A 19,982-nucleotide genomic window follows, 5' to 3' on the forward strand; every position below is an offset into this window, starting at 1 on the left:
GGGAATGCACAGAAATTGTGGTAATTGACAACCATTCTCAAATCCCTCCATCCCAGACACATTGGGAATCCTGCAGAAGATACGCTTCGAAGAACTGCGTGGCATCCGGCGCGGTATGGCCAAAATCTATCGGCTTGTTCGACAGGGAAATCACAACCCTGGCTGGTTCCAGGTTGTGGTGCGCGACATAGGCCACTGCCAGCGTCTGACACAGGTGCTCCATGTCGATCGTGGCGACATCATATCCAATGCGTCCCACATCCGAGCCGATCTTTGGCGCGATGAACCGAAAGCGCAGCCATAACTCGCCCGGATTGTTGTCCAGCAGGACGTCGTTCAGATGTACAGGCTGCCCAGAGGGCACCGGCACCAATGCTTCAGCGAATGTAGGCGAACCAAGACAGAGAATTGCCAGACATAAGGCGCGATCCCAGACCCACCAAAGGCGAGCTCCTCTCTCCGGGATCGCGCGCGCATGCCTACTGGCCCGCGCTTTTCTATGTCCAATAAGGCATTTCATCTAGCAGCTTTGCTCTCAAAGTCAAATTCGCCGTTTGGGGGTCTTTACACCAACGTGCCGAGAGGCAGGCACACCAGAGCACCTGCCCCGCGACCTTCAGCTTACAGCGGAATGTTATCGTGCTTTTTCCAGGGGTTTTTCAGTTGCTTGTTACGCAAGCTTGCAAAAGCTCGCGATACGCGGCGGCGGGTCGAATGCGGCATGATCACCTCATCAATGAATCCACGTTCCGCAGCCACAAACGGATTGGCGAACCGGTCCTCATAGTCCTGAGCGTGCTGTGCGATTTTCTCGGCATCGCCCAGATCCGCACGGTGGATGATTTCGGTCGCGCCCTTGGCCCCCATCACCGCGATCTCGGCGGTTGGCCAGGCATAGTTGAAATCGCCACGCAGATGTTTGGATGCCATCACGTCATAGGCACCGCCATAGGCCTTTCGGGTGATCACTGTGACCTTCGGAACGGTCGCCTCGCCATAGGCAAACAGCAGTTTTGCGCCATGTTTGATCACACCGCCATATTCCTGCGAGGTTCCCGGCAAAAAGCCCGGCACGTCGACCAGTGTCAAAATCGGAATTTCAAAGCAATCACAGAACCGGACGAAGCGCGCGGCTTTTCGGCTGCTGTCGATATCCAGACAGCCGGCCAGCACCATCGGCTGGTTGGCTACAACACCTACGGTCTGACCTTCCAGACGGATAAAGCCCGTGATGATGTTCTTGGCGTAATCTTCTTGAATTTCGTAAAAATCACCCTCGTCCGCCACTTTGGCAATGAGTTCTTTCATGTCATAAGGCGTGTTCGGGTTGTCCGGAATCAACGTATCCAGCGAAGCCTCAATCCGGCCCGGCTCGTCAAAGAAGGGACGAACGGGCGGTTTTTCCTTGTTGTTCAACGGTAGGAAATCGACAAGACGGCGCACTTCGGCCAGTGCTTCGACATCATTTTCGAATGCACCGTCGGCAACCGAGGATTTCTTGGTATGGGTCGATGCACCACCCAGCTCTTCGGCGGTTACAACCTCATTGGTGACTGTCTTGACGACATCGGGGCCTGTCACAAACATGTACGAGGTGTCTTTGACCATAAAGATAAAGTCGGTCATCGCCGGACTGTAGACGGCGCCACCGGCGCAGGGGCCCATGATCACACTGATCTGCGGAACCACGCCCGAGGCCATGATGTTACGCTGGAACACCTCGGCATAACCCGCAAGCGAGGCCACACCTTCCTGGATTCGCGCACCACCCGAATCGTTGATGCCGATCACCGGAGCACCATTCTGGATTGCCATGTCCATGATCTTGCAGATTTTCTGCGCGTGGGTTTCCGACAGAGACCCGCCGAAAACGGTGAAGTCCTGGCTGAAGACATAGACCATACGACCATTGATTGTGCCCCATCCGGTGACGACACCATCGCCTGCAGGCTTTTGATTTTCCATCCCGAAATCCGTGCAACGATGGCTGACAAACATGTCGAATTCTTCGAAACTGCCTTCATCCACCAACAGCTCTATGCGTTCGCGTGCGGTGAGCTTGCCCCGCGCATGCTGCGCATCAATACGTTTTTGCCCACCTCCCAGCCGTGCATCGTTGCGGCGGCCTTCAAGCTCGGAAAGGATGTCTTTCATAACGATGATCCCCTTTGAAATTTGGCGCGACACTATACTTAGTTTCGTTCAGACCAAAGCCTCATTCGGCAAATTTGCAAATCTTTGAAAATACAGTTTCGGGTAATTGTAAACATGCAAAGTTTCGCACTGAGACACGGTCACGGATGGCAATCCCAAAAACCGTCACTATACATGTGAACCATGCAGTTTACTTTTTCGCCAGCGCGTCGTTCGCCCCCCACCATTGCCACACTTGTGATGCTATCCGGGCTGTCAGCGCTGAGCTTGAATCTTTTCCTTCCCAGCCTGCCCAATATGGCCGCGTATTTTGACGCAGACTACAAAGTCATGCAGCTGTCGATCGCTCTGTATCTGATGATCAGCGCAGTAATCCAAATTCTGATCGGCCCCATCGCAGATAAGGTTGGCCGCAGGCCAGTTATTCTCTGGGGATTGGTTCTGTTTCTGATTGCGACACTGGGTTGCATCTACTCCCCGAACGCCGAAGTATTTCTGGCCTTCAGGATGTTTCAAGCGGTCGTCGCAGTTGGAATGGTCCTTAGCCGTGCAGCGGTGCGAGACCTTTACGAAGCAGATCAGGCCGCTTCGATGATCGGCTATGTCACCATGGGAATGGCCATTGTTCCAATGATTGGCCCTGCCATCGGCGGCTTTCTGGAAGAGAGCTTTGGCTGGAAGGCAAATTTCTGGCTTCCTTTCGGGCTGGGTCTACTGGCGCTAATGCTGACCTATTCCGACTTCGGAGAAACATCCCGCAAAAGCGGGCTGACCTTGCTGCAGCAGTTTCGTGAATACCCGGAATTGCTCAGATCCCCTCGGTTCTGGGGCTATTCCATGGCCTCAGCCCTGTCGTCGGGCGCTTTTTTCGCCTATCTGGGCGGCGCGCCTTTCGTCGGGACTGAACTGTTCGGCCTAACAGCGTCAGAACTGGGCATTTACTTCGGCGCCCCTGCGGTGGGTTATTTCTTCGGCAACTTCTTCAGCGGCAGGTTCTCTGTCCGCTTTGGCGTGAACCGGATGGTTCTTTGGGGGTGCTGGATGAACGCAACCGGCGTTGCACTGTCGACTATCGTGTTCCTTACGGGCTTCGGCTCGGTTCTCAGCTTCTTTGGGTTCATGACCATTGTTGGTGTGGGCAATGGTATGACCATTCCAAACGCAACTTCAGGCGCACTGTCCGTCCGCCCGCACCTGGCCGCGACAGCATCTGGGCTGAGCGGGGCCATCATGCTGGGCGGCGGAGCTGGCCTGAGCGCGCTCACGGGCGCAATACTAACCCATGAAACAGGCGCGATGCCGCTGCTGTGGCTGATGTTGGCCTCTGCAACATTTGCCATCGTTGCTATTGCCATCGTGATCCGGCGCGAACGGTATTTGGGCCTGTAACACGCCTTGCGCAGGACGGTTTGCAAAGCTAGCGTTCAAGATTAGAAAAGTTGCAAAGGCACGCCATGGCGACCCAAAAGCTCTATGCTGGTGCAAAACTGCGTGAAATGCGCACGCGCCTGACGCTGACACAAAAGGAATTCGCAGCCAAACTGGGGGTTTCGCTTCCCTATCTGAACCAGATGGAGAATAACAACCGCCCGATCTCGACCACGGTTGTTCTGGCTCTGGCGCAGGAATTCGGCATGGACGTGACCGAACTTAGCACTGGCGACAGCGAACGTCTGGTCTCAGACCTGCGCGAGGCGCTGGCGGACCCCGTGTTTGATGACGCCATGCCACCGCTCGCTGATCTGCGCCTGACAGCTTCAAACGCCCCCGCAATGGCCCGAGCGTTTATCGCCCTGCACCGCACGTATCGCCAGACGCATGAAAGGCTGGCCTCGCTGGACGAAGCCCTGGGACGTGAAGACGCACAGATTCAGGCCAGCCCCTGGGAAGAAGTGCGAGACTTTTTCCATTATTGCGACAACTACATTGACGCGGTTGACCGGGCTGCGGAACGATTTTCTGGCCGCGCCCAGGACAAAGGCGGAATTCGCGCCGCCGCAATCGAAAGCTTGGGTGAAAATGGTATTCGCGTTCAGTTCCCGGATATCGAAGAAACCCGGAAATACGATGCGGATAGCAAAACATTGCTGCTGTCATCACGGATTGCACCGCAAACACAAGTGTTTCAGCTGCTCTTGCAGGTATCCCTAATCAATCAGGACAAGCTGCTTGAAGCGACACTGGATTTCGCCAAATTTCACAGTGATGAGGCGCGCGCGATTGCGAAGATCGGCTTGGCGAATTATTTCGCTGGCGCCTCTCTGATGCCCTATGGCGAATTTCTCAGTGCAGCCCAGCTTTACCGCCATGATTTGGAATTGCTCAGCAATCGTTTTGGAGCATCCATCGAACAGGTGGCCCACAGGCTTTCGACGCTGCAGCGCCCCGGTGCAAAGGGGATACCATTCTTCTTTGTTCGGGTGGATCAGGCCGGAACGATCACAAAACGCCACTCCGCCACGCGCCTGCAATTTGCGCGCTTTGGCGGTGCGTGCCCGTTGTGGAATGTGCACCGCGCCTTTGAAACTCCGGGTCACTTCCTGCGGCAGCTTGCCGAAACCCCGGACGGGGTCCGCTATATCTCGCTAGCGCGGGATGTTTCGAAATCGGGCGGTTCGTACGGAGCGCCTGTCCGGCGCTATGCGATTGCGCTGGGATGCGAGGTCCGCCACGCCGAAGCGTTGGTCTATGCGGACAATCTGGATATCTCAAACGCCAGTGCCTACGAGCCCATAGGTATCTCGTGCCGGATCTGCGAACGCCAGAACTGCCACCAACGGTCAGTTCCTCCGCTGGAACGTCGCCTGTCCATCGACACTCATACCCGCGGAACCCTACCCTATGAAGTCACCTGAGCTTTACCCGGCCTAAAACCGCGGCCAGCCGAAACGGGGGCAATGCCCCCGCCCAACCCTTAAGCGTTCGACAAAATCGCCCAGATCTCATCCTTCAATGCGGCGCGTTTCTTGCGCAGCTCGCCTTCGGCAAGGTCCTCCATCGGCTCGACGTTAGTTTCCGCGCGGTGCACGATACGATTGACCTCGTGATACTCTTCGGCCAGCCGAGAAAAATGCGCATCAGACTGTTTAAGCTGACTGATCAATTCGACCTTGTCGGGAAACTCTTCGGCCAATTCGTGCGGGGTGTGGGACATTCCTGTTCGCTCCTTAGAAAATGCGTTGCGATTCAGGTCTATATTGGTCCCACTCCCCCCGCTTTGACGCGGATCAAATCAGCGCTGCGCCGAGGCCCATTGCGGATGAATCCAAGGCTGATCATTGGCTTTGGGCAACGGATCTTTGCCCAGCAGATGATCCGAGACTTTCTCGCCCACCATGATCGACGGCGCATTAAGGTTGCCGTTGGTGATTTGCGGAAAGATCGAACTGTCCGCCACACGCAGCCGATCCACGCCGATCACCCGGCCTTCGGAGTCGACAACCGCGTTCTGGTCATCCGCCCGTCCCATCCTGCAGGTGCCGCAGGGATGATAGGCACTTTCGGCATGCTCAGCGATAAAGGCGTTCAACTCTTCATCTGTTTGTACCGCAGCACCGGGCTGAATCTCTTTCCCGGCAAAGGGTCTGAACGCCTCTTGCCCGAAAATCTCTCGCGTCAGGCGGATACAGGTGCGGAACTCCTCCCAGTCTTTTTCCTGGCTCATGTAATTGAACCGGATGACAGGTGCGTCCTCGGGTCGAGCCGAGCGCAATGTCACAGCACCCCGTGATTCCGATCGCATCGGACCCACATGTGCTTGGAACCCGTGCCCCTCGGCCGCAGCCTGCCCGTCATAGCGCACCGCCATCGGCAGGAAGTGGTACTGGATGTCGGGGTATTCGACACCCGGCCTTGATCGGATGAAGGCCGCGCTTTCGAACTGGTTCGAGGCACCAAGGCCGGTCTTGGTGAACAGCCATTGCGCCCCGATCAGGCCTTTGCTGACCAGGTTCCAGTGTTTGTAGAGCGTGATCGGCTGAAGCGAGGCTTGCTGGATATACAGCTCCAAATGGTCCTGTAGATTTGCGCCAACCCCCGGACGGTCTGCAACAACTCCGATCCCCTGCTCAGCCAAATGCGCAGCCGGGCCGATTCCAGACAGCATCAAAAGTTTCGGCGAATTGATGGACGAGGCTGCGATGACCACTTCGCGGCGGGCGCGGATGACCTCTGTCTTGCCGCCACGGATCAGTTCAACGCCAACAGCGCTTCCGTTTTCCAGAACAATCCGGGTCGCCAGACCGCGCACGATATCACAGTTCTCGCGCTTGAGCGCAGGCCGCAGATAGGCATTTGCCGCCGACCAGCGCCGCCCTTTCCAGACGGTCTGCTCCATCGGGCCGAAGCCTTCTTGCTTTTCACCGTTATAGTCGCCCGTGACTTCATACCCGGCTTGCTGGCCCGCATCGACAAAGGCCTGGAACAGCGGGTTCGCACGCGGGCCCCGCGACACATGCAGCGGCCCGTCAGTGCCCCGCCACGCGGAATCACCACCATGACCGCCGTCATGCCAGGTCTCCATCCGTTTGTAATACGGCAGCACATCCGCATAAGACCAGCCATCCGCGCCCATCTCGGCCCAGGTATCGAAGTCTCGGGCGTGGCCGCGCACATAAACCATTCCGTTGATCGAAGAGGAACCGCCGATCACCTTCCCTCGCGGGCAGGCCAGACGGCGGTTGTTCAGATGCGGTTCAGGCTCGGATTGATAGCCCCAGTCATAGCGCGACATGTTCATCGGATAGCTTAGCGCGGCGGGCATTTGGATGAAGGGCCCGACGTCGGTGCCGCCATGCTCGATCACCAGAACCGAGGCACCGGCCTCACTCAAACGATATGCCATCGCGCAGCCTGCGGAACCTGCGCCGACGATGACGAAATCTGCTTCCATTTTCGGGTCTCCATTCTCAACCGGAGCCAAGATTTTTCATCGAAAAATCTCTGCCTGACCGGAGAGGGTCTTGTTAATTCGGGTTGTTACTCTCCGCGTGGAAAGCGTTGGCTTTCCTCGACGATATTCAGATCCATGTGGTTACGCATGTACCGCTCAGATGCTTTCTGCAGGGGCTGGTAGTCCCAAGGATAATACCCGCCCTGGCGCAACGCCTCGTACACGACCCAGCGACGCGCCTGGCTGGCGCGAACTTCGGCGTCGAACCGATCCAGATCCCAACGGGCATCGGACTTGGCACGCAAGGTCTGCAACGTTCCTGCATGCTCTGGCCTGTCTGCGAGGTTCTCCAACTCGGAAGGGTCCGCCTCGAGGTCGAACAGTTGATCAGGGTCTAGCGCACATCGGTTGTATTTCCATTTGCCATAGCGCAAGGACACCAGTGGCGCATAGGAGGCCTCGGCTGCATATTCCATCGCGACCGGCGCACTGCGCTCGTGCCCCATGGCCAGCGGCACAAGGTTTTCGCCATCTGTCCACGGCGCGATCTCTGCCATATCGACACCAGCAAGAGCACCCAAGGTCGGCGTCACATCTATGGTCGAAACCGGAGCGTCGATCCGGCCCGCTGGCAGATCGGGCGCACAGATCATCAGCGGGACGCGGGATGACCCTTCATAGAAGGTCATCTTGAACCACAATCCGCGTTCACCAAGCATATCGCCATGATCCGAAACGAACAGGATGATCGCCTCTTGCCGCGTGGTCTCTAACACCTCGAGGATTTCTCCGACCTTGTCGTCCAGATAAGAGATATTGGCGAAATAAGCGCGGCGTGATTTGCGGGTATCTTCTTGAGTGATGTCAAAGCTGCGCCAGTCATTGGCGTCAAAAATCCGTTTCGAATGCGGGTCCTGATTATCATAACCAAGGTCGGCAATCTCGGGCAGAAGGTGCTCGCAATCTTCGTACAGGTCCCAGTATTTGCGACGTGCAACATAGGGATCATGCGGGTGGGTAAAGCTTACAGTCAGGCACCATGGACGGTCGTCCTTGCCACGGGCCAGATCGTATAGCTTGGACTTGGCGTTATAGGCCACCTCGTCATCATATTCCATTTGGTTGGAAATCTCGGCTACACCTGCGCCCGTGACCGAACCCATATTGTGATACCACCAGTCAATCCGCTCTCCTGGTTTACGGTAGTCCGGGGTCCAGCCGAAATCGGCGGGGTAGATGTCGGTGGTTAGGCGATCTTCAAACCCGTGCAACTGATCGGGCCCGACGAAATGCATCTTGCCCGACAAACAGGTATAGTACCCTGCACGGCGCAGATGGTGGGCATATGTCGGAATATCACTACCAAACTCGGCGGCATTGTCATAGACACCAGTGCGCGACGGCAACTGACCGGACATAAAACTGGCCCGACCCGGCGCACACAGGGGCGACGCCGTATAGGCATTCGCAAATCGCGTGGATCGTTCGGCCAGCTTTTTCAGGTTTGGCGCATGCAGCCAGTCGACAGGACCGTCAGGAAAAAGGGTCCCGTTCAACTGATCCACCATCAGGATCAGAATATTAGGTTTTGTCATTTCTCGGCCTCGAGCAAGGTGCTGAGCACGCGCATCGCGTGGTTTACAGCCAGTTGCGGTTCTTCCGGGGCGCTCAGCGCGGCGTGGATATAAAGTCCGTCGATCAAGGCGATCATGTTCCCGGCCGCCTCAACCGGATCGGCCAAATGCGGGCGCAGCGCATAAACCAGGTTCGACCGGATACGGGCCTGATAAATCTGCCACAATCGCAGGGCGTCGTCATTGGTCTGCGCAAGAACGTAGAACGTCATCCACGCTGCCGTCACATCCGGCGTGAAACAGGATGGGGCAAAGCATGCCCGGATGATCGCCTGCGCGCGTCCACTTGGCGTGGCTGTTTTCAGTTCTGACCGGACCTCTGCCCCGAAATCCGACAGGATGCGGCGCATCGCTGCCAGAAAAATCTGATCTTTACCGCCGAAATAGTGATGTGCCAGCGCGCTGGACATGCCAGCCCGCTTAGCGATCTGGCTGACGGTTACATCGAGGGATTTTTTCGACCCGAGCTCAGCAATCGTTGCCTTTACGATCGCATCACGGCGGATTGGCTCCATTCCGAGTTTCGGCATCCGTACCCCTCAACTGCTTTTGATAGAAAAACGCTAGGAGATTTTTATTGACTCGTCAATTAATAACGTTTTTTCGGTAGAAACCGGCTAAAGTTTAGGTGCAATACTGGGGGTCGTCAGGCTGCTGCGGTTCAACACGGCCTCGCGCCAGGCAATAAAACTGACTGCCAACAGAATCAGCGTGCCCCCCGCGACCACCCACAAATCTACGCTTTCGTGGAAAACCAACGCCCCAACCAGCGTGGCCCAGATCAGCTGTAAGAATGTGACGGGCTGCGTCACTGCTACGGGGGCGGCCTGCAGGGCCAATGTCATCAAATAGTGTCCAAGTGTGGCAAAACAGGCAACCAGAAACAGCACAGCCAAATCATGGAGACTTGGAGGGGACCACACGGCAATGGCGAAAGGTATCAGCGCCATCGTCACCCATATGGACATATGTGCAACCACGACCGAGGGCGGCAGATCTCGCACCAGCATCTTGGCCAGCAGGTAGGATGCACCAAGCGTCAACGAAGTGCCTAACATGGTCACGTGACCAACCGAGATATCCCGAAACCCAGGTCGGAGAATAATTGCTACACCGATCAATGCGACACCAATGGCGGCAATCCGGCGGAAGGCTAGCTTCTCGCCTAGAAACAGCACAGCACCCAATGTGACATAGACCGGCGTCATGTAGTTCATGGCCGTGACTTCGGCCAACGGAATTCGGGTCATGGAAAAAAACCACAGCATCACGGCAATGGCGTGAACCACCCCGCGGATGCCGAACAGTGTCAGATGCCTACGTGTCAGAGGTGTCGTAACGATCAGCCGTAACGCTGGCAGTAGGAACACCAACCCAAAGACAAAGCGCAGAAATGCGGCCTGTATCGGGTCCATGGAGGTGCCCAGAGATTTGACGAGCGCAGTCATGACAACAAAGGACAGACCGGCGGAAAACATCCAGAACATTCCCGCCAATGGCCGATAGGTGTTAGGTTGAGTTGTCATGTTAACGGTTCAACACCGAAACACAGGCGGGAACAAGACCTCAGATCGCCACCAGCTTGGCCGCAATCGCCAGCATGACAAAACCGATAACAACATCCAGAATCTGCCATGCCCTTGGGCGGGCAAAGACCGGCGACAGAATCCTTGCCCCGTAGCCCAACGAGAAGAAGAAGACAAAGCTGGACAGCATCGCTCCAATAGCAAAGGCCAACCGGTCATCATACTGTGCAGATATCGACCCGATCAGAACCACCGTGTCCAGATAGACATGCGGATTTAACCAGGTGAATGCCAGCACGGTCAGCAGGACAGACCTCAGACTTGAACGTGTCCCTTCACTGACATCCATGGAAGACCCGCCGCGCCAGGCCGATAGCAGGCTGCGCAACCCGTACCAGGTCAGAAACACAGCCCCGCCATAGCGCATGACCGGCTCGAACCAAGGAGCAGTCTGAGCAAGCGTTCCGAACCCGGCAACCCCTGCCGCAATCAGAATGGCATCCGATACGGCGCAGGTCAGGCATAGGGCAAAAACATGTTCGCGGCGCAGCCCTTGACGCAGGACAAAGGCGTTCTGCGCACCAATGGCCAAAATCAGACTAAAGCCCAGAGCGAATCCGGAAATCAGAGATGCGGACATGAAACCTCCTGTGTTCGTTTTGATTGACTAGAGCCAGTCAGTCGATTTATCAAATTAAAGAAGCTACACCTGGTTAAGCTCTGCTAATGTTGCTGGATCCCAATCACCTTGCCGCACTTTCGGCCATTCTACGCCACGGAAGCTTTGACGCCGCCGCCACAGAGCTGTCGGTGACGCCTTCGGCGATATCGCAGAGGATCAAGTCATTAGAGGATCGGATAGGCGCCGCCCTGATCACTCGTGGTGCGCCCTGCACAGCGACACCCGCCGGCTTGCGCATTGCCAGATACGCCGAGGATATCGGGCTGCTTGAGGCACAGTTGGCCCGTGAACTGGCGTTGGAGGGAACCTCTGGCCCGACCCAGGTGCGCATTGCAATTCCTGCAGACAGTTTGGCCACATGGTTCATCGCTGCGATGGCCCAAACAGATGAGTTGCTGTTCGATCTGGTAATTGATGATCAGGACCATTCGGCCGATTGGTTGCGCCGCGGTGAGGTCAGCGCGGCTGTTACCACCGGAGGACAACCGGTCTCTGGCTGCGATGCCCATCCACTTGGGGATTTCAGGTATATTCCAACGGCCAGCCCAGGTTTTATGCAAAACTGGTTCCGGGACGGTGTAACCAAAAGCAGCCTTGCCATGGCACCGTGCCTGACCTTCAATCAAAAGGACGGTCTTCAGAAAGCCTGGTTTGCGAGAGAGTTCGGGCACCACATTTCCCCGCCATCGCATTTTCTGCCATCCTCACACGGGTTTGTGGATGCAGCGATCGCCGGCATCGGGTGGGGAATGAACCCGATTGAGTTGGTACAAAAGCCTTTGGCAGATGGCCTGTTGTGCCCCTTGATACCTGACAAGCCCCTTGATGTTCCGCTGACCTGGCAGGTCGGGCGTGTCTTATCCTCGGCCCTTTCGCCGCTGACCGCCGCTGTAAAGCGCGCGGCTGTCGACGCGCTTATTCAACGATAGACAGGATTGGCCGATCAGGATGGCTCGGGCGCTTTAGGAATTGGCGTCACCACCCGGTAACAGGCAAAAGCTGCGATCAGGCTGACCAAGACAACGATCAAAACCGCCGCAGAGACCTCGTGCATATGCGCCAGCCCAGCCAGCGCCGCCGACACGATGACCGCAACAATCCGCGAGATGCTTTTCACCGCAGCCGCCCCTTTGACCCGCTGATCAAACGGGGCGATATCCAGAAAATACAACTTTCGGGCACTGCTGATGCCTGTAACCGCCACGGTCACCACAAACAGGGCAACCGCATGAGTGTGCACCTGATGACCGATATGGAGGTAATGGACCGCCAGCAGCCCTGCTCCGGTCAAGGCCACCATCAGAGTTCCGGATACCATGACCGCCCGGTGGGATTTCAGGTTAACAAACTGCCACAAAGGCGCAGAGACCAGATATCCAGAGGCCGACGAAATGATCATTGCGGTAAGGCCTTTGGCCGAACTGTGATGTGCCTCGGCCGCCATCAGGGCAAAGAACGGAACCGATAGACTGACAACCACAATCGGAAGGCGCATGACCATATAGCGCCGGAACCAGGTCTGGTTGAACATCGCCAGAATATCGGTGAAATATTCGGACCAATGCCTTTTGTTTTCGTCCTCAGGCGCTGTGGAAATTTTCTGATGCGGAACTTCGGACATCGCCAGGATTGATAGGCCAGACAACAGAAAAAACACCACTGCAACTCCGATCACAACCGAATGGCGCGCAAACGGAGGGTTGCCCAGCGTGATTTGATGGACCAACAGAACAAGACCGATTGCGCCCAATCCGCCGGCGCCTAACTGCAGATATCGCATGATCATACGTGACCTGGACTGAACGTGCGCGCCCAGCAGGTCAGTAAGCAGCAATGTCTGGATCTCACCCACAAGACCGATCAAAAAAAATGCGGTGATAAAGGCTGTGGCCGTGAACACGAGACTGCCCGTCGCGGCCGCCGCCAGAGCCATGACAAGGCAGGCCCCGATCAATACTTCGGTCATCGCGATGCTGCGTTTCTTCTGTTCGCGCAGCGCAATGACCTGGGCCAGAAACACGTCGGCGATCATGCTGCCGACCATGCGGATTGAAACCAGCGCGCCGGCGATGAACATCGGAAGTTCCAGCGAAACGGCAAGAAACGGCAAGACAATGGACGGGCTGCCAAGGGTCCAGGCGACCTGGGACAGAATGCTCTGCCCGGTCAGGACGGGCACATTACGTTTGGCCAATTCAGATTGGGGTTCGGTCATCTGCACTTTGACTCGCTGCTCCAGCTATTCGACCCAGCCTATGAGTTCGAACCTGATCGGCCAATAGCCCTATCCTCCAACCAACAAAAAAACCCGGCCTGAGGGCCGGGTTTCCAAATCTCAGGATGCGGGGCAGATCAAAGCTGCGCCATCACCTCATCCGATGCTTCGAAATTGGTTGTGACGCGCTGAACGTCATCATCATCTTCCAGCGCATCGACCAACTTCATCAGCTTTTGCATATCCTCAAGCCCCAGCTCGGTCGTGGTGCTTGGCTTCCAAACCAGTTTGGTGGATTCCGTTTCACCCAGCGCGGCCTCGAGCGCGTTCGAGACGTCGTTCAGATCGGTGTCGGCGCACCAGATGATATGACCTTCGTCCGAGCTTTCAACATCTTCCGCGCCTGCCTCAATGGCCGCTTCGAACACGGTGTCGGCATCACCAACCGTATCCGGATAGACCACTTCACCCTTGCGTTCGAACATAAAGCCGACGGAACCGGTCTCGCCAAGATTGCCACCATTCTTGGAAAAGGTCGAGCGCACGGTCGATGCGGTCCGGTTCCGGTTGTCGGTCATCGTCTCGACGATGACGGCCACGCCGTTGGGGCCATAGCCCTCATACCGGATTTCTTCGTATTCGTCGCCATCGCCCGCCTGCGATTTCTTGATCGCCCGGTCGATCACGTCTTTGGGGACCGAGTTTGACTTGGCCTCTTTCACCGCCAGACGCAGACGCGGGTTCTTGTCGGGATCGGGGTCGCCCATCTTAGCGGCAACAGTGATCTCTTTTGACAGCTTGGAAAACAGTTTGGACCGCGCGGCGTCCTGACGTCCCTTGCGGTGCTGGATATTGGCCCATTTGGAGTGGCCTGCCATGGTGCGTCCTCGTGATAGTGATTGCGTATTTGGCGCCCATATAGACGTTTGCGGGCCATGGGATCAAGAGACCGGCTTGCGACGGCTTCTTCTGCGAGTATGTTGGCGGTATGACGACAGATCAGATCATACTTTTCGCTCTCTTTGCCACTGTATTCGGAATGCTGCTTTGGGGGCGGTTTCGCTATGATCTTGTTGCGTTTTCCGCGCTTCTGATCGGAGTGGTGTTGGGTGTCGTACCCGTCGATGACGCTTTTGCCGGTTTTGGTCACTCGGCAACCATCATCGTCGCGCTGGTTCTGGTCGTTTCGGCCGGGCTGGTCCGGTCCGGTGCGGTATTCCTGATCACGCGATCCCTGGTTGACGCGTCACGCGGCCTTGGGGCCCATATCGCCTTGATGGGCGGTATCGGGGCTGTTCTGTCCGCCTTCATGAATAACGTCGCTGCCTTGGCCCTGTTGATGCCGGTCGACATTCAGACCGCACGAAAAGCCGGACGAGCCGTCGGCCTGACCCTAATGCCGCTCAGCTTTGCAACAATTCTGGGTGGGATGGCGACCCTGATTGGCACGCCACCGAACATCATCATCGCCTCAATCCGCGCAGAAACTCTGGGCGAGCCCTTTCGTATGTTCGATTTCGCCCCTGTGGGTGGCATTGCTGCGATTGCCGGGCTTGCCTTTGTCTCACTGGTGGGCTGGCGATTGATCCCGAACCGGGGACCGCAAACCGAAACCTCTGAGGCGCTGGCCGAATATATCGCAGAACTGACCGTCCCACCGGAATCGCCGTTGATCGGCAAACGGGTCAGCGAGCTTTATGAAGATGCCGAGAAATCCGACGTCGCCATCATCGGCCTGATCCGCGACGGCAAGCGCCGCTATGGCCGGTCGGCCCATGCAACACTGAATCAGGGTGACGCGCTGGTGCTTGAGGCCCGCCCCGAGGCGCTGGATGAATTCCGCGCGGCGCTGAAGCTGGATTTTTCGGACACACGTCGACAGGAGCTTCTGACCGCTGAAGGCGACGGGCTGGAAGTCGTCGAGGTTGTCGTGACCGAAAACGCCCGCATCACCGGGCGTACGGCGCAGGGGTTGGGATTGGCATGGCGGCAGAGCACCGTTTTGATGGGCATTTCGCGCCAGGGCCGCAGCATCACCGAACAGGTCCGCAAAACCGAGGTTGAGGCTGGCGACATCCTGTTGTTGCTGTGCCCGCGTGATCGCAGCGCCGATGTGACCGAATGGCTGGGATGCCTACCGCTGGCCCAACGCGGTCTGAACGTCACCGCCAATGAAAAGGCGTGGCTTGCGATTGGCCTGTTTGCCACCGCGGTGCTGGCGGCCAGTGTTGGGCTGATCTACCTGCCGGTCGCATTGGGGCTTGTTGTGGTTGCCTATGTGCTGACCAAGATCATGCCAATCGCGGATCTCTATACTCACATCGAATGGCCGGTGGTCGTTTTGCTGGGCTCGATGATCCCCCTGGGCAGCGCACTGGAAACCTCGGGCGGCACCGAACTGATCGCCAATGCGCTGATCCAGTTAACTAACGGCCTGCCTGCATGGGCTATTCTGACCGTTCTGATGGTGGTCACCATGACCCTGTCGGACGTGTTGAACAACACCGCTACGGCGATTGTGGCGGCCCCGGTCGGCATTCAGATGGCCCGCACGCTTGAGGTTTCCCCCGACCCGTTTCTGATGACGGTCGCCGTTGCAGCCTCGGCCGCGTTCCTGACACCTATCGGGCATAAGAACAACACGCTGGTTCTGGGTCCGGGTGGCTATCGGTTCGGAGACTACTGGCGCATGGGCCTGCCGCTGGAAATCCTGATCATTGCGGTTTCGATACCCGCCATCCTTGTGTTCTGGCCGTTGTGACGGGTAAGAGCCGTTCCATGAAACAATTTCTGATCCTGCAGTTACGCCCGGAAACCGATGCGTCGGATGCCGAATATGCCTCGATTCTGGACAAGACCGGCCTAAGCCCTGATCAAACTCATCGCATCCGGCTGGACTGCGAAGACCTGCCCGAGGGTTTGGACGTGACAGATTATGCCGGAGTGATCGTCGGCGGCGGCCCCGGCTGTGTCAGCGATGATCCAACTGCAAAGTCGCACATGGATGCCCGCATCGAAGCCGCGATCATGGGCCTGATGCCGCAGATCACCGCGCGCGATCATCCGTTCATGGGGTGCTGCTATGGGCTAGGTATTCTTACCGCGCATCTGGGTGGCGATGTCAGCAAGGACCAGTTCGGAGAGCCCGTCGGCCCTTCGACCTGCCACGTGACAGAGGACGGTGCAACCGATCCACTGATCTCGGGGCTGGGTCAGAGTTTTGATGCTTTTGTGGGCCATAAAGAGGCTGTGCAATCCCTGCCAGATGGGTGCGTGCATCTGCTTGCCTCGGACCCTTGCCCCTTCCAGATGATCCGCTGGGGCCAGAATGTCTATGCCACACAGTTCCACCCCGAGGCTGATGCCCGCGACTTTGAAGAACGTATCACCATCTACAAACACCACGGCTATTTCCCGCCCGAAGATGCGCAGCGTCTGATCGACATTTGCCACGCCGCCAATGTCACTCTGCCCGGTGAAATCCTGCGCAGGTTCGCCCAACGCTACGGCTGACCCTACGGCGCGGTTGCCTGCGGCTTTGACCCTCGCTTACGCTGGTCCGAACGGCTTTGGGAGGAGTTGTAGTTGGATCTGCTTATTAATGTCGGCCTGCCACTATCGTTGGCCATAATCATGCTGTCCTTGGGTGTCGGGCTTGAGATCGCCGATTTCCGCCGGGTTGTCAGCAGACGTTACCCTTTTGCGATAGGGGCGTTCTGCCAGGTGATCTTGCTTCCCATTGTGGCATTTACGACGGTCAATCTCTTTGCACTGCCACCGGAAATAGCAGTCGGTGTTATGCTCCTCAGCTTTTGCCCCGGCGGTGTTACCAGCAATATCCTGACTAAACTGGCCAAGGGTGATGTCGCTCTTTCCGTCAGCCTGACAGCCATCATCAGCTTGCTGTCGATGGTGACGGTACCCGTATTGGCAGCATGGTCGATCAATCACTTCATGGGCGAGGACGCACCCGAGGTTTCGATCACCGGGCTGGCCATAGCGATGTTCCTGATCACCACCCTGCCCGTCGCCATCGGCGTCAGTATACGGCATTTCGCAAAAGGATTCGCAGAACGTTTCGATGCCCCATTGTCCAAACTGGCTTCGATTCTTTTCGTCCTGATCGTTCTCGCCGCGCTGGCCGGGAACTGGGAAATGTTCGTCGAAAATTTGGGGCTGATGGGGTCGGCGTTGATCACCCTGAACAGTGCGCTGCTGCTGATCGGGCTGGGACTGGCCCGCGCCGTGAACCTGTCATGGAACGAGAGCAAGACGATCTCGATCGAAACTGGCATCCAAAACTCGACTCTTGGCATCACATTGGCAGCGCTGATTACCAGCACGGAAAACGGGCTAAGCCCTCTTGCTCTGCCATCGGCCGTCTATGGTATCTTGATGTATGTCGTCGCCCTGCCATTTATCGCCTGGCTGCGCCGCCGCTGAGAGGAAAGAACATGTCCAATAACACCGCAGATGCCATTGTCGTTGGGGCTGGGCTGGCCGGGCTTGCGGCCGCGGCCGAGCTAGGCGACCGCGGAAAAAAGGTGATCATACTGGATCAGGAACCCGGTCATTTCCTCGGCGGTCAGGCATTCTGGAGCCTCGGTGGACTGTTCATGGTCGACACGCCGGAACAGCGCAGGATGGGCATCAGGGACAGCCACGAACTGGCCTTGCGTGACTGGCAGGGCAGCGCGCAGTTTGACCGCGAAGAAGACGCTTGGCCCCGCAAATGGGCCGAGGCTTATGTCGAATTCGCCGCCGGTGAAATGCGGCCCTGGCTGCACGATATGGGGCTGCGATGGTTTCCTGTGGTTGGATGGGCCGAACGTGGCGGTTCTTATGCCGATGGGCATGGCAATTCGGTACCCCGGTTCCACATCACATGGGGCACCGGCCCTGGTGTTCTGGAACATTTCATCCGTCGCGTGCGCGAACATGTCAACACAGGCCTGATTCAGCTGAAGTTCCGCCACCAAGTCAGCCATATCATTATGCAAAACGGCTGTGCCAAAGGCGTCTCGGGAGAGGTCTTGGCTGAGGACGCAGCCGCGCATGGCGCCAAGACCAACCGGGAAGAGGTTGGGGAATTCGAGGTCTATGCTCCTTCGGTCATCGTCAGTTCGGGCGGTATTGGTGGCAATTTCGAAATGGTGCGCAAGAACTGGCCGCGCGACCGCCTGGGCGAACCACCCAAAGACATGATCGCGGGCGTGCCGTTTCACGTTGACGGCCGCATGATCCCCATCAGCGAAAAGGCCGGTGGGCATGTGATCAACGGCGACCGGATGTGGCATTACACCGAGGGCGTCAAAAACTGGAACCCGATCTGGCCATCGCACGGAATTCGTATCCTGCCCGGCCCAAGCTCTATGTGGTTTGACGCGCGCGGCAATCGTCTGTTGCCCCCTTGTTTGCCGGGGTTCGACACGTTGGGCACGTTGAAAGAGATCCTGAAGACCGGTTATGAATACAGCTGGTTTGTGCTGACCCAAAAGGTGATCAAAAAGGAATTTGCGCTATCGGGGTCGGAACAGAACCCGGATTTCACCTCGGGCAGCTGGAAAGAGGTTATCCGTCAGCGCATTTTGTCAGGATCGCAAGCCACCGCGCCGGTCGAGGCCTTCAAACAGCACGGGGAAGATTTCATCGTTGCCAACACTCTGACCGAACTGGTCAGCGGCATGAACCAACTGGGTGGCGATCTGATCAATGAGGCGCATTTGCGCGCCCAAATCGAAGCGCGGGACTCACAGATCGACAACCCGTTTACCAAGGACGCGCAGATGGCGGCTATTCTGGCGGCCCGCAACTATCGGGGTGACAGGTTGATCCGCACCGCCAAACCACACAAGTTCCTTGATCCAGCCAATGGGCCGCTAATCGCGGTCAAACTTCACATGCTGACGCGCAAAACGCTGGGCGGTTTGCAGACCAACCTCGACAGTCAGATGATCGGCGCAAACGGTCAGGTCGTTCCCGGGCTGTTCGCCGCAGGAGAGGTCGCCGGTTTCGGCGGCGGCGGCTATCACGGATACAACGCGCTGGAAGGCACATTTCTGGGCGGCTGCATCTTTTCCGGGCGCAACGCAGGACGGTCGCGCGCTGTGGCCTGATTACTGCGTGCGTATGAATTTCAGAACCGGGTCGCCTGCGCTGTCCAGCAGCGCAAGGCTATCGCCCGCCACCGCATAGGACACCACGTTTTGCAGGGCGGCAAAGAACTGATCCTCCACCTGCTCCATCTCGGGCGGGCAGGCCATCAAAGTGGCCGCAATATTGTCTGGAAACGTCAGCGAAGTGCCCGATATCTCGGCCTGCCCGGTGAACCGGTTGCAACCGCCTGAGCCGCTAAAGGCACCGCCTTGCGCAAAATCAAGTTGCGGTGCGCGTTCGCTGTTCAGCACGGCCCCATCCACACCAATCGCCGTCCAGCTTGTGTTTTCCAGCCCCGCCGACGTGGGGCCGCCCGTCTTGACCAACAAAAGGTCGGCTGTATCCGGCGCACCATTGGTCAGGACCGGATACACCGTGTCGGTCGTAAACAGCAGTTGTGACCCACGATATATTGCCCCCCGCACCGCATAGGTCATCCCGTCACGGATCAGAGCATCATCATAGGTCAGTTCAAACTCGGCAGGCACCCCGCTCAGCACGTAGCGCTGCGCAGCCAGCGTTACCGCTGGCGCATCCGCAAGCGATATATCCTGCAGCTCGATATAAAGCGTCGCGTCTTCAGGTACGGCAATCCGTTCGCGATAGGAGGCGGTACCGGTCACCGAACCGGCCGATACATCGCTGCCAATCAGCGCCACCATAATCGCACCCATCACGATCAATTGACCAAATTTTGGAAAAGGCATAATCCCGTCCTTTCGTC

General features: G+C 57.3%; 18 protein-coding genes. 7 read left to right on the forward strand and 11 right to left on the reverse strand.

Translation table 11 applies throughout. The features are described from left to right. Positions 1-37 precede the first annotated feature (37 nt). Both AC2FJW_RS12635 and AC2FJW_RS12640 read right to left on the reverse strand, forming a co-directional pair. On the reverse strand, positions 38-364 hold the full coding sequence (locus AC2FJW_RS12635) for a DUF6497 family protein (RefSeq protein ID WP_496750235.1): 327 nt from the start codon (positions 362-364) through the stop codon (positions 38-40). A 257-nt stretch (positions 365-621) separates the two neighbouring features. Further along, positions 622-2,154 (reverse strand): acyl-CoA carboxylase subunit beta, encoded by a 1,533-nt coding sequence (locus AC2FJW_RS12640; protein ID WP_142636795.1) that lies wholly within the window; start codon positions 2,152-2,154, stop codon positions 622-624. Positions 2,155-2,337: 183 nt separating this feature from the next. Between AC2FJW_RS12640 and AC2FJW_RS12645 the strand changes: the two genes are divergently transcribed. Continuing rightward, positions 2,338-3,543 (forward strand): multidrug effflux MFS transporter, encoded by a 1,206-nt coding sequence (locus tag AC2FJW_RS12645; protein ID WP_281972733.1) that lies wholly within the window; start codon positions 2,338-2,340, stop codon positions 3,541-3,543. Positions 3,544-3,608: 65 nt separating this feature from the next. Continuing rightward, complete coding sequence (locus AC2FJW_RS12650) at positions 3,609-5,009, forward strand: helix-turn-helix domain-containing protein (RefSeq protein WP_142636792.1); 1,401 nt, start codon at positions 3,609-3,611, stop codon at positions 5,007-5,009. Between the two features lie 59 nt (positions 5,010-5,068). On the opposite strand, the gene AC2FJW_RS12655 is transcribed toward AC2FJW_RS12650, so the two are convergent. The 6 genes from AC2FJW_RS12655 to AC2FJW_RS12680 all read right to left on the reverse strand — a co-directional run bounded on the left by AC2FJW_RS12655 (position 5,069) and on the right by AC2FJW_RS12680 (position 10,845). Continuing rightward, complete coding sequence (locus AC2FJW_RS12655; RefSeq protein WP_142636790.1) at positions 5,069-5,308, reverse strand: HP1242/YdcH family protein; 240 nt, start codon at positions 5,306-5,308, stop codon at positions 5,069-5,071. Positions 5,309-5,386: 78 nt separating this feature from the next. Beyond that, positions 5,387-7,045 (reverse strand): choline dehydrogenase, encoded by a 1,659-nt coding sequence (betA, locus tag AC2FJW_RS12660; RefSeq protein WP_496750236.1) that lies wholly within the window; start codon positions 7,043-7,045, stop codon positions 5,387-5,389. Positions 7,046-7,131: 86 nt separating this feature from the next. Next, positions 7,132-8,640, reverse strand: a complete 1,509-nt coding sequence (gene betC / locus AC2FJW_RS12665; protein ID WP_142636786.1) for a choline-sulfatase — start codon at positions 8,638-8,640, stop codon at positions 7,132-7,134. Continuing rightward, positions 8,637-9,209 carry a choline-binding transcriptional repressor BetI gene (gene betI / locus AC2FJW_RS12670; protein WP_496750237.1) on the reverse strand — a complete coding sequence of 191 codons (573 nt, stop codon included), beginning with the start codon at positions 9,207-9,209 and terminating at the stop codon, positions 8,637-8,639. Before betI ends, betC begins: the two co-directional genes overlap by 4 nt. Before the next feature lie 87 nt (positions 9,210-9,296). Continuing rightward, positions 9,297-10,205 (reverse strand): DMT family transporter, encoded by a 909-nt coding sequence (locus tag AC2FJW_RS12675; protein WP_496750238.1) that lies wholly within the window; start codon positions 10,203-10,205, stop codon positions 9,297-9,299. Between the two features lie 40 nt (positions 10,206-10,245). Next, the gene (locus tag AC2FJW_RS12680; protein WP_496750239.1) at positions 10,246-10,845 is read right to left on the reverse strand and encodes a LysE/ArgO family amino acid transporter; all 600 of its coding nucleotides are present in this window, start codon (positions 10,843-10,845) and stop codon (positions 10,246-10,248) included. Positions 10,846-10,931: 86 nt separating this feature from the next. On the opposite strand from AC2FJW_RS12680, the gene AC2FJW_RS12685 reads away from it, so the two are divergent. After that, positions 10,932-11,816 carry a LysR family transcriptional regulator ArgP gene (locus tag AC2FJW_RS12685; protein ID WP_496694781.1) on the forward strand — a complete coding sequence of 295 codons (885 nt, stop codon included), beginning with the start codon at positions 10,932-10,934 and terminating at the stop codon, positions 11,814-11,816. 14 nt (positions 11,817-11,830) lie between these two features. Here the strand turns inward: AC2FJW_RS12685 and AC2FJW_RS12690 are convergent, their stop codons facing one another. Further along, positions 11,831-13,102 (reverse strand): permease, encoded by a 1,272-nt coding sequence (locus AC2FJW_RS12690; protein WP_496750240.1) that lies wholly within the window; start codon positions 13,100-13,102, stop codon positions 11,831-11,833. Positions 13,103-13,239: 137 nt separating this feature from the next. After that, positions 13,240-13,980, reverse strand: coding sequence for a YebC/PmpR family DNA-binding transcriptional regulator (locus AC2FJW_RS12695; protein ID WP_142636775.1), 741 nt, complete (start codon positions 13,978-13,980; stop codon positions 13,240-13,242). 110 nt (positions 13,981-14,090) lie between these two features. Here AC2FJW_RS12695 and AC2FJW_RS12700 point away from each other — a divergent pair, with 110 nt between their 5' ends. From AC2FJW_RS12700 to AC2FJW_RS12715, 4 genes are all read left to right on the forward strand, one after another. Next, positions 14,091-15,863 carry an SLC13 family permease gene (locus AC2FJW_RS12700; RefSeq protein ID WP_142636773.1) on the forward strand — a complete coding sequence of 591 codons (1,773 nt, stop codon included), beginning with the start codon at positions 14,091-14,093 and terminating at the stop codon, positions 15,861-15,863. A gap of 17 nt (positions 15,864-15,880) precedes the next feature. Further along, positions 15,881-16,615, forward strand: coding sequence for a glutamine amidotransferase (locus tag AC2FJW_RS12705; RefSeq protein WP_496750241.1), 735 nt, complete (start codon positions 15,881-15,883; stop codon positions 16,613-16,615). Between the two features lie 72 nt (positions 16,616-16,687). Continuing rightward, the gene (locus AC2FJW_RS12710) at positions 16,688-17,545 is read left to right on the forward strand and encodes a bile acid:sodium symporter family protein (RefSeq protein ID WP_496750242.1); all 858 of its coding nucleotides are present in this window, start codon (positions 16,688-16,690) and stop codon (positions 17,543-17,545) included. Positions 17,546-17,556: 11 nt separating this feature from the next. Next, the gene (locus AC2FJW_RS12715) at positions 17,557-19,218 is read left to right on the forward strand and encodes an FAD-binding dehydrogenase (protein ID WP_496750243.1); all 1,662 of its coding nucleotides are present in this window, start codon (positions 17,557-17,559) and stop codon (positions 19,216-19,218) included. Here the strand turns inward: AC2FJW_RS12715 and AC2FJW_RS12720 are convergent, their stop codons facing one another. After that, on the reverse strand, positions 19,219-19,965 hold the full coding sequence (locus AC2FJW_RS12720; RefSeq protein ID WP_496694776.1) for a YbaY family lipoprotein: 747 nt from the start codon (positions 19,963-19,965) through the stop codon (positions 19,219-19,221). Positions 19,966-19,982 lie beyond the last annotated feature (17 nt).

This window comes from Ruegeria sp. CDSA020 (assembly GCF_059612345.1).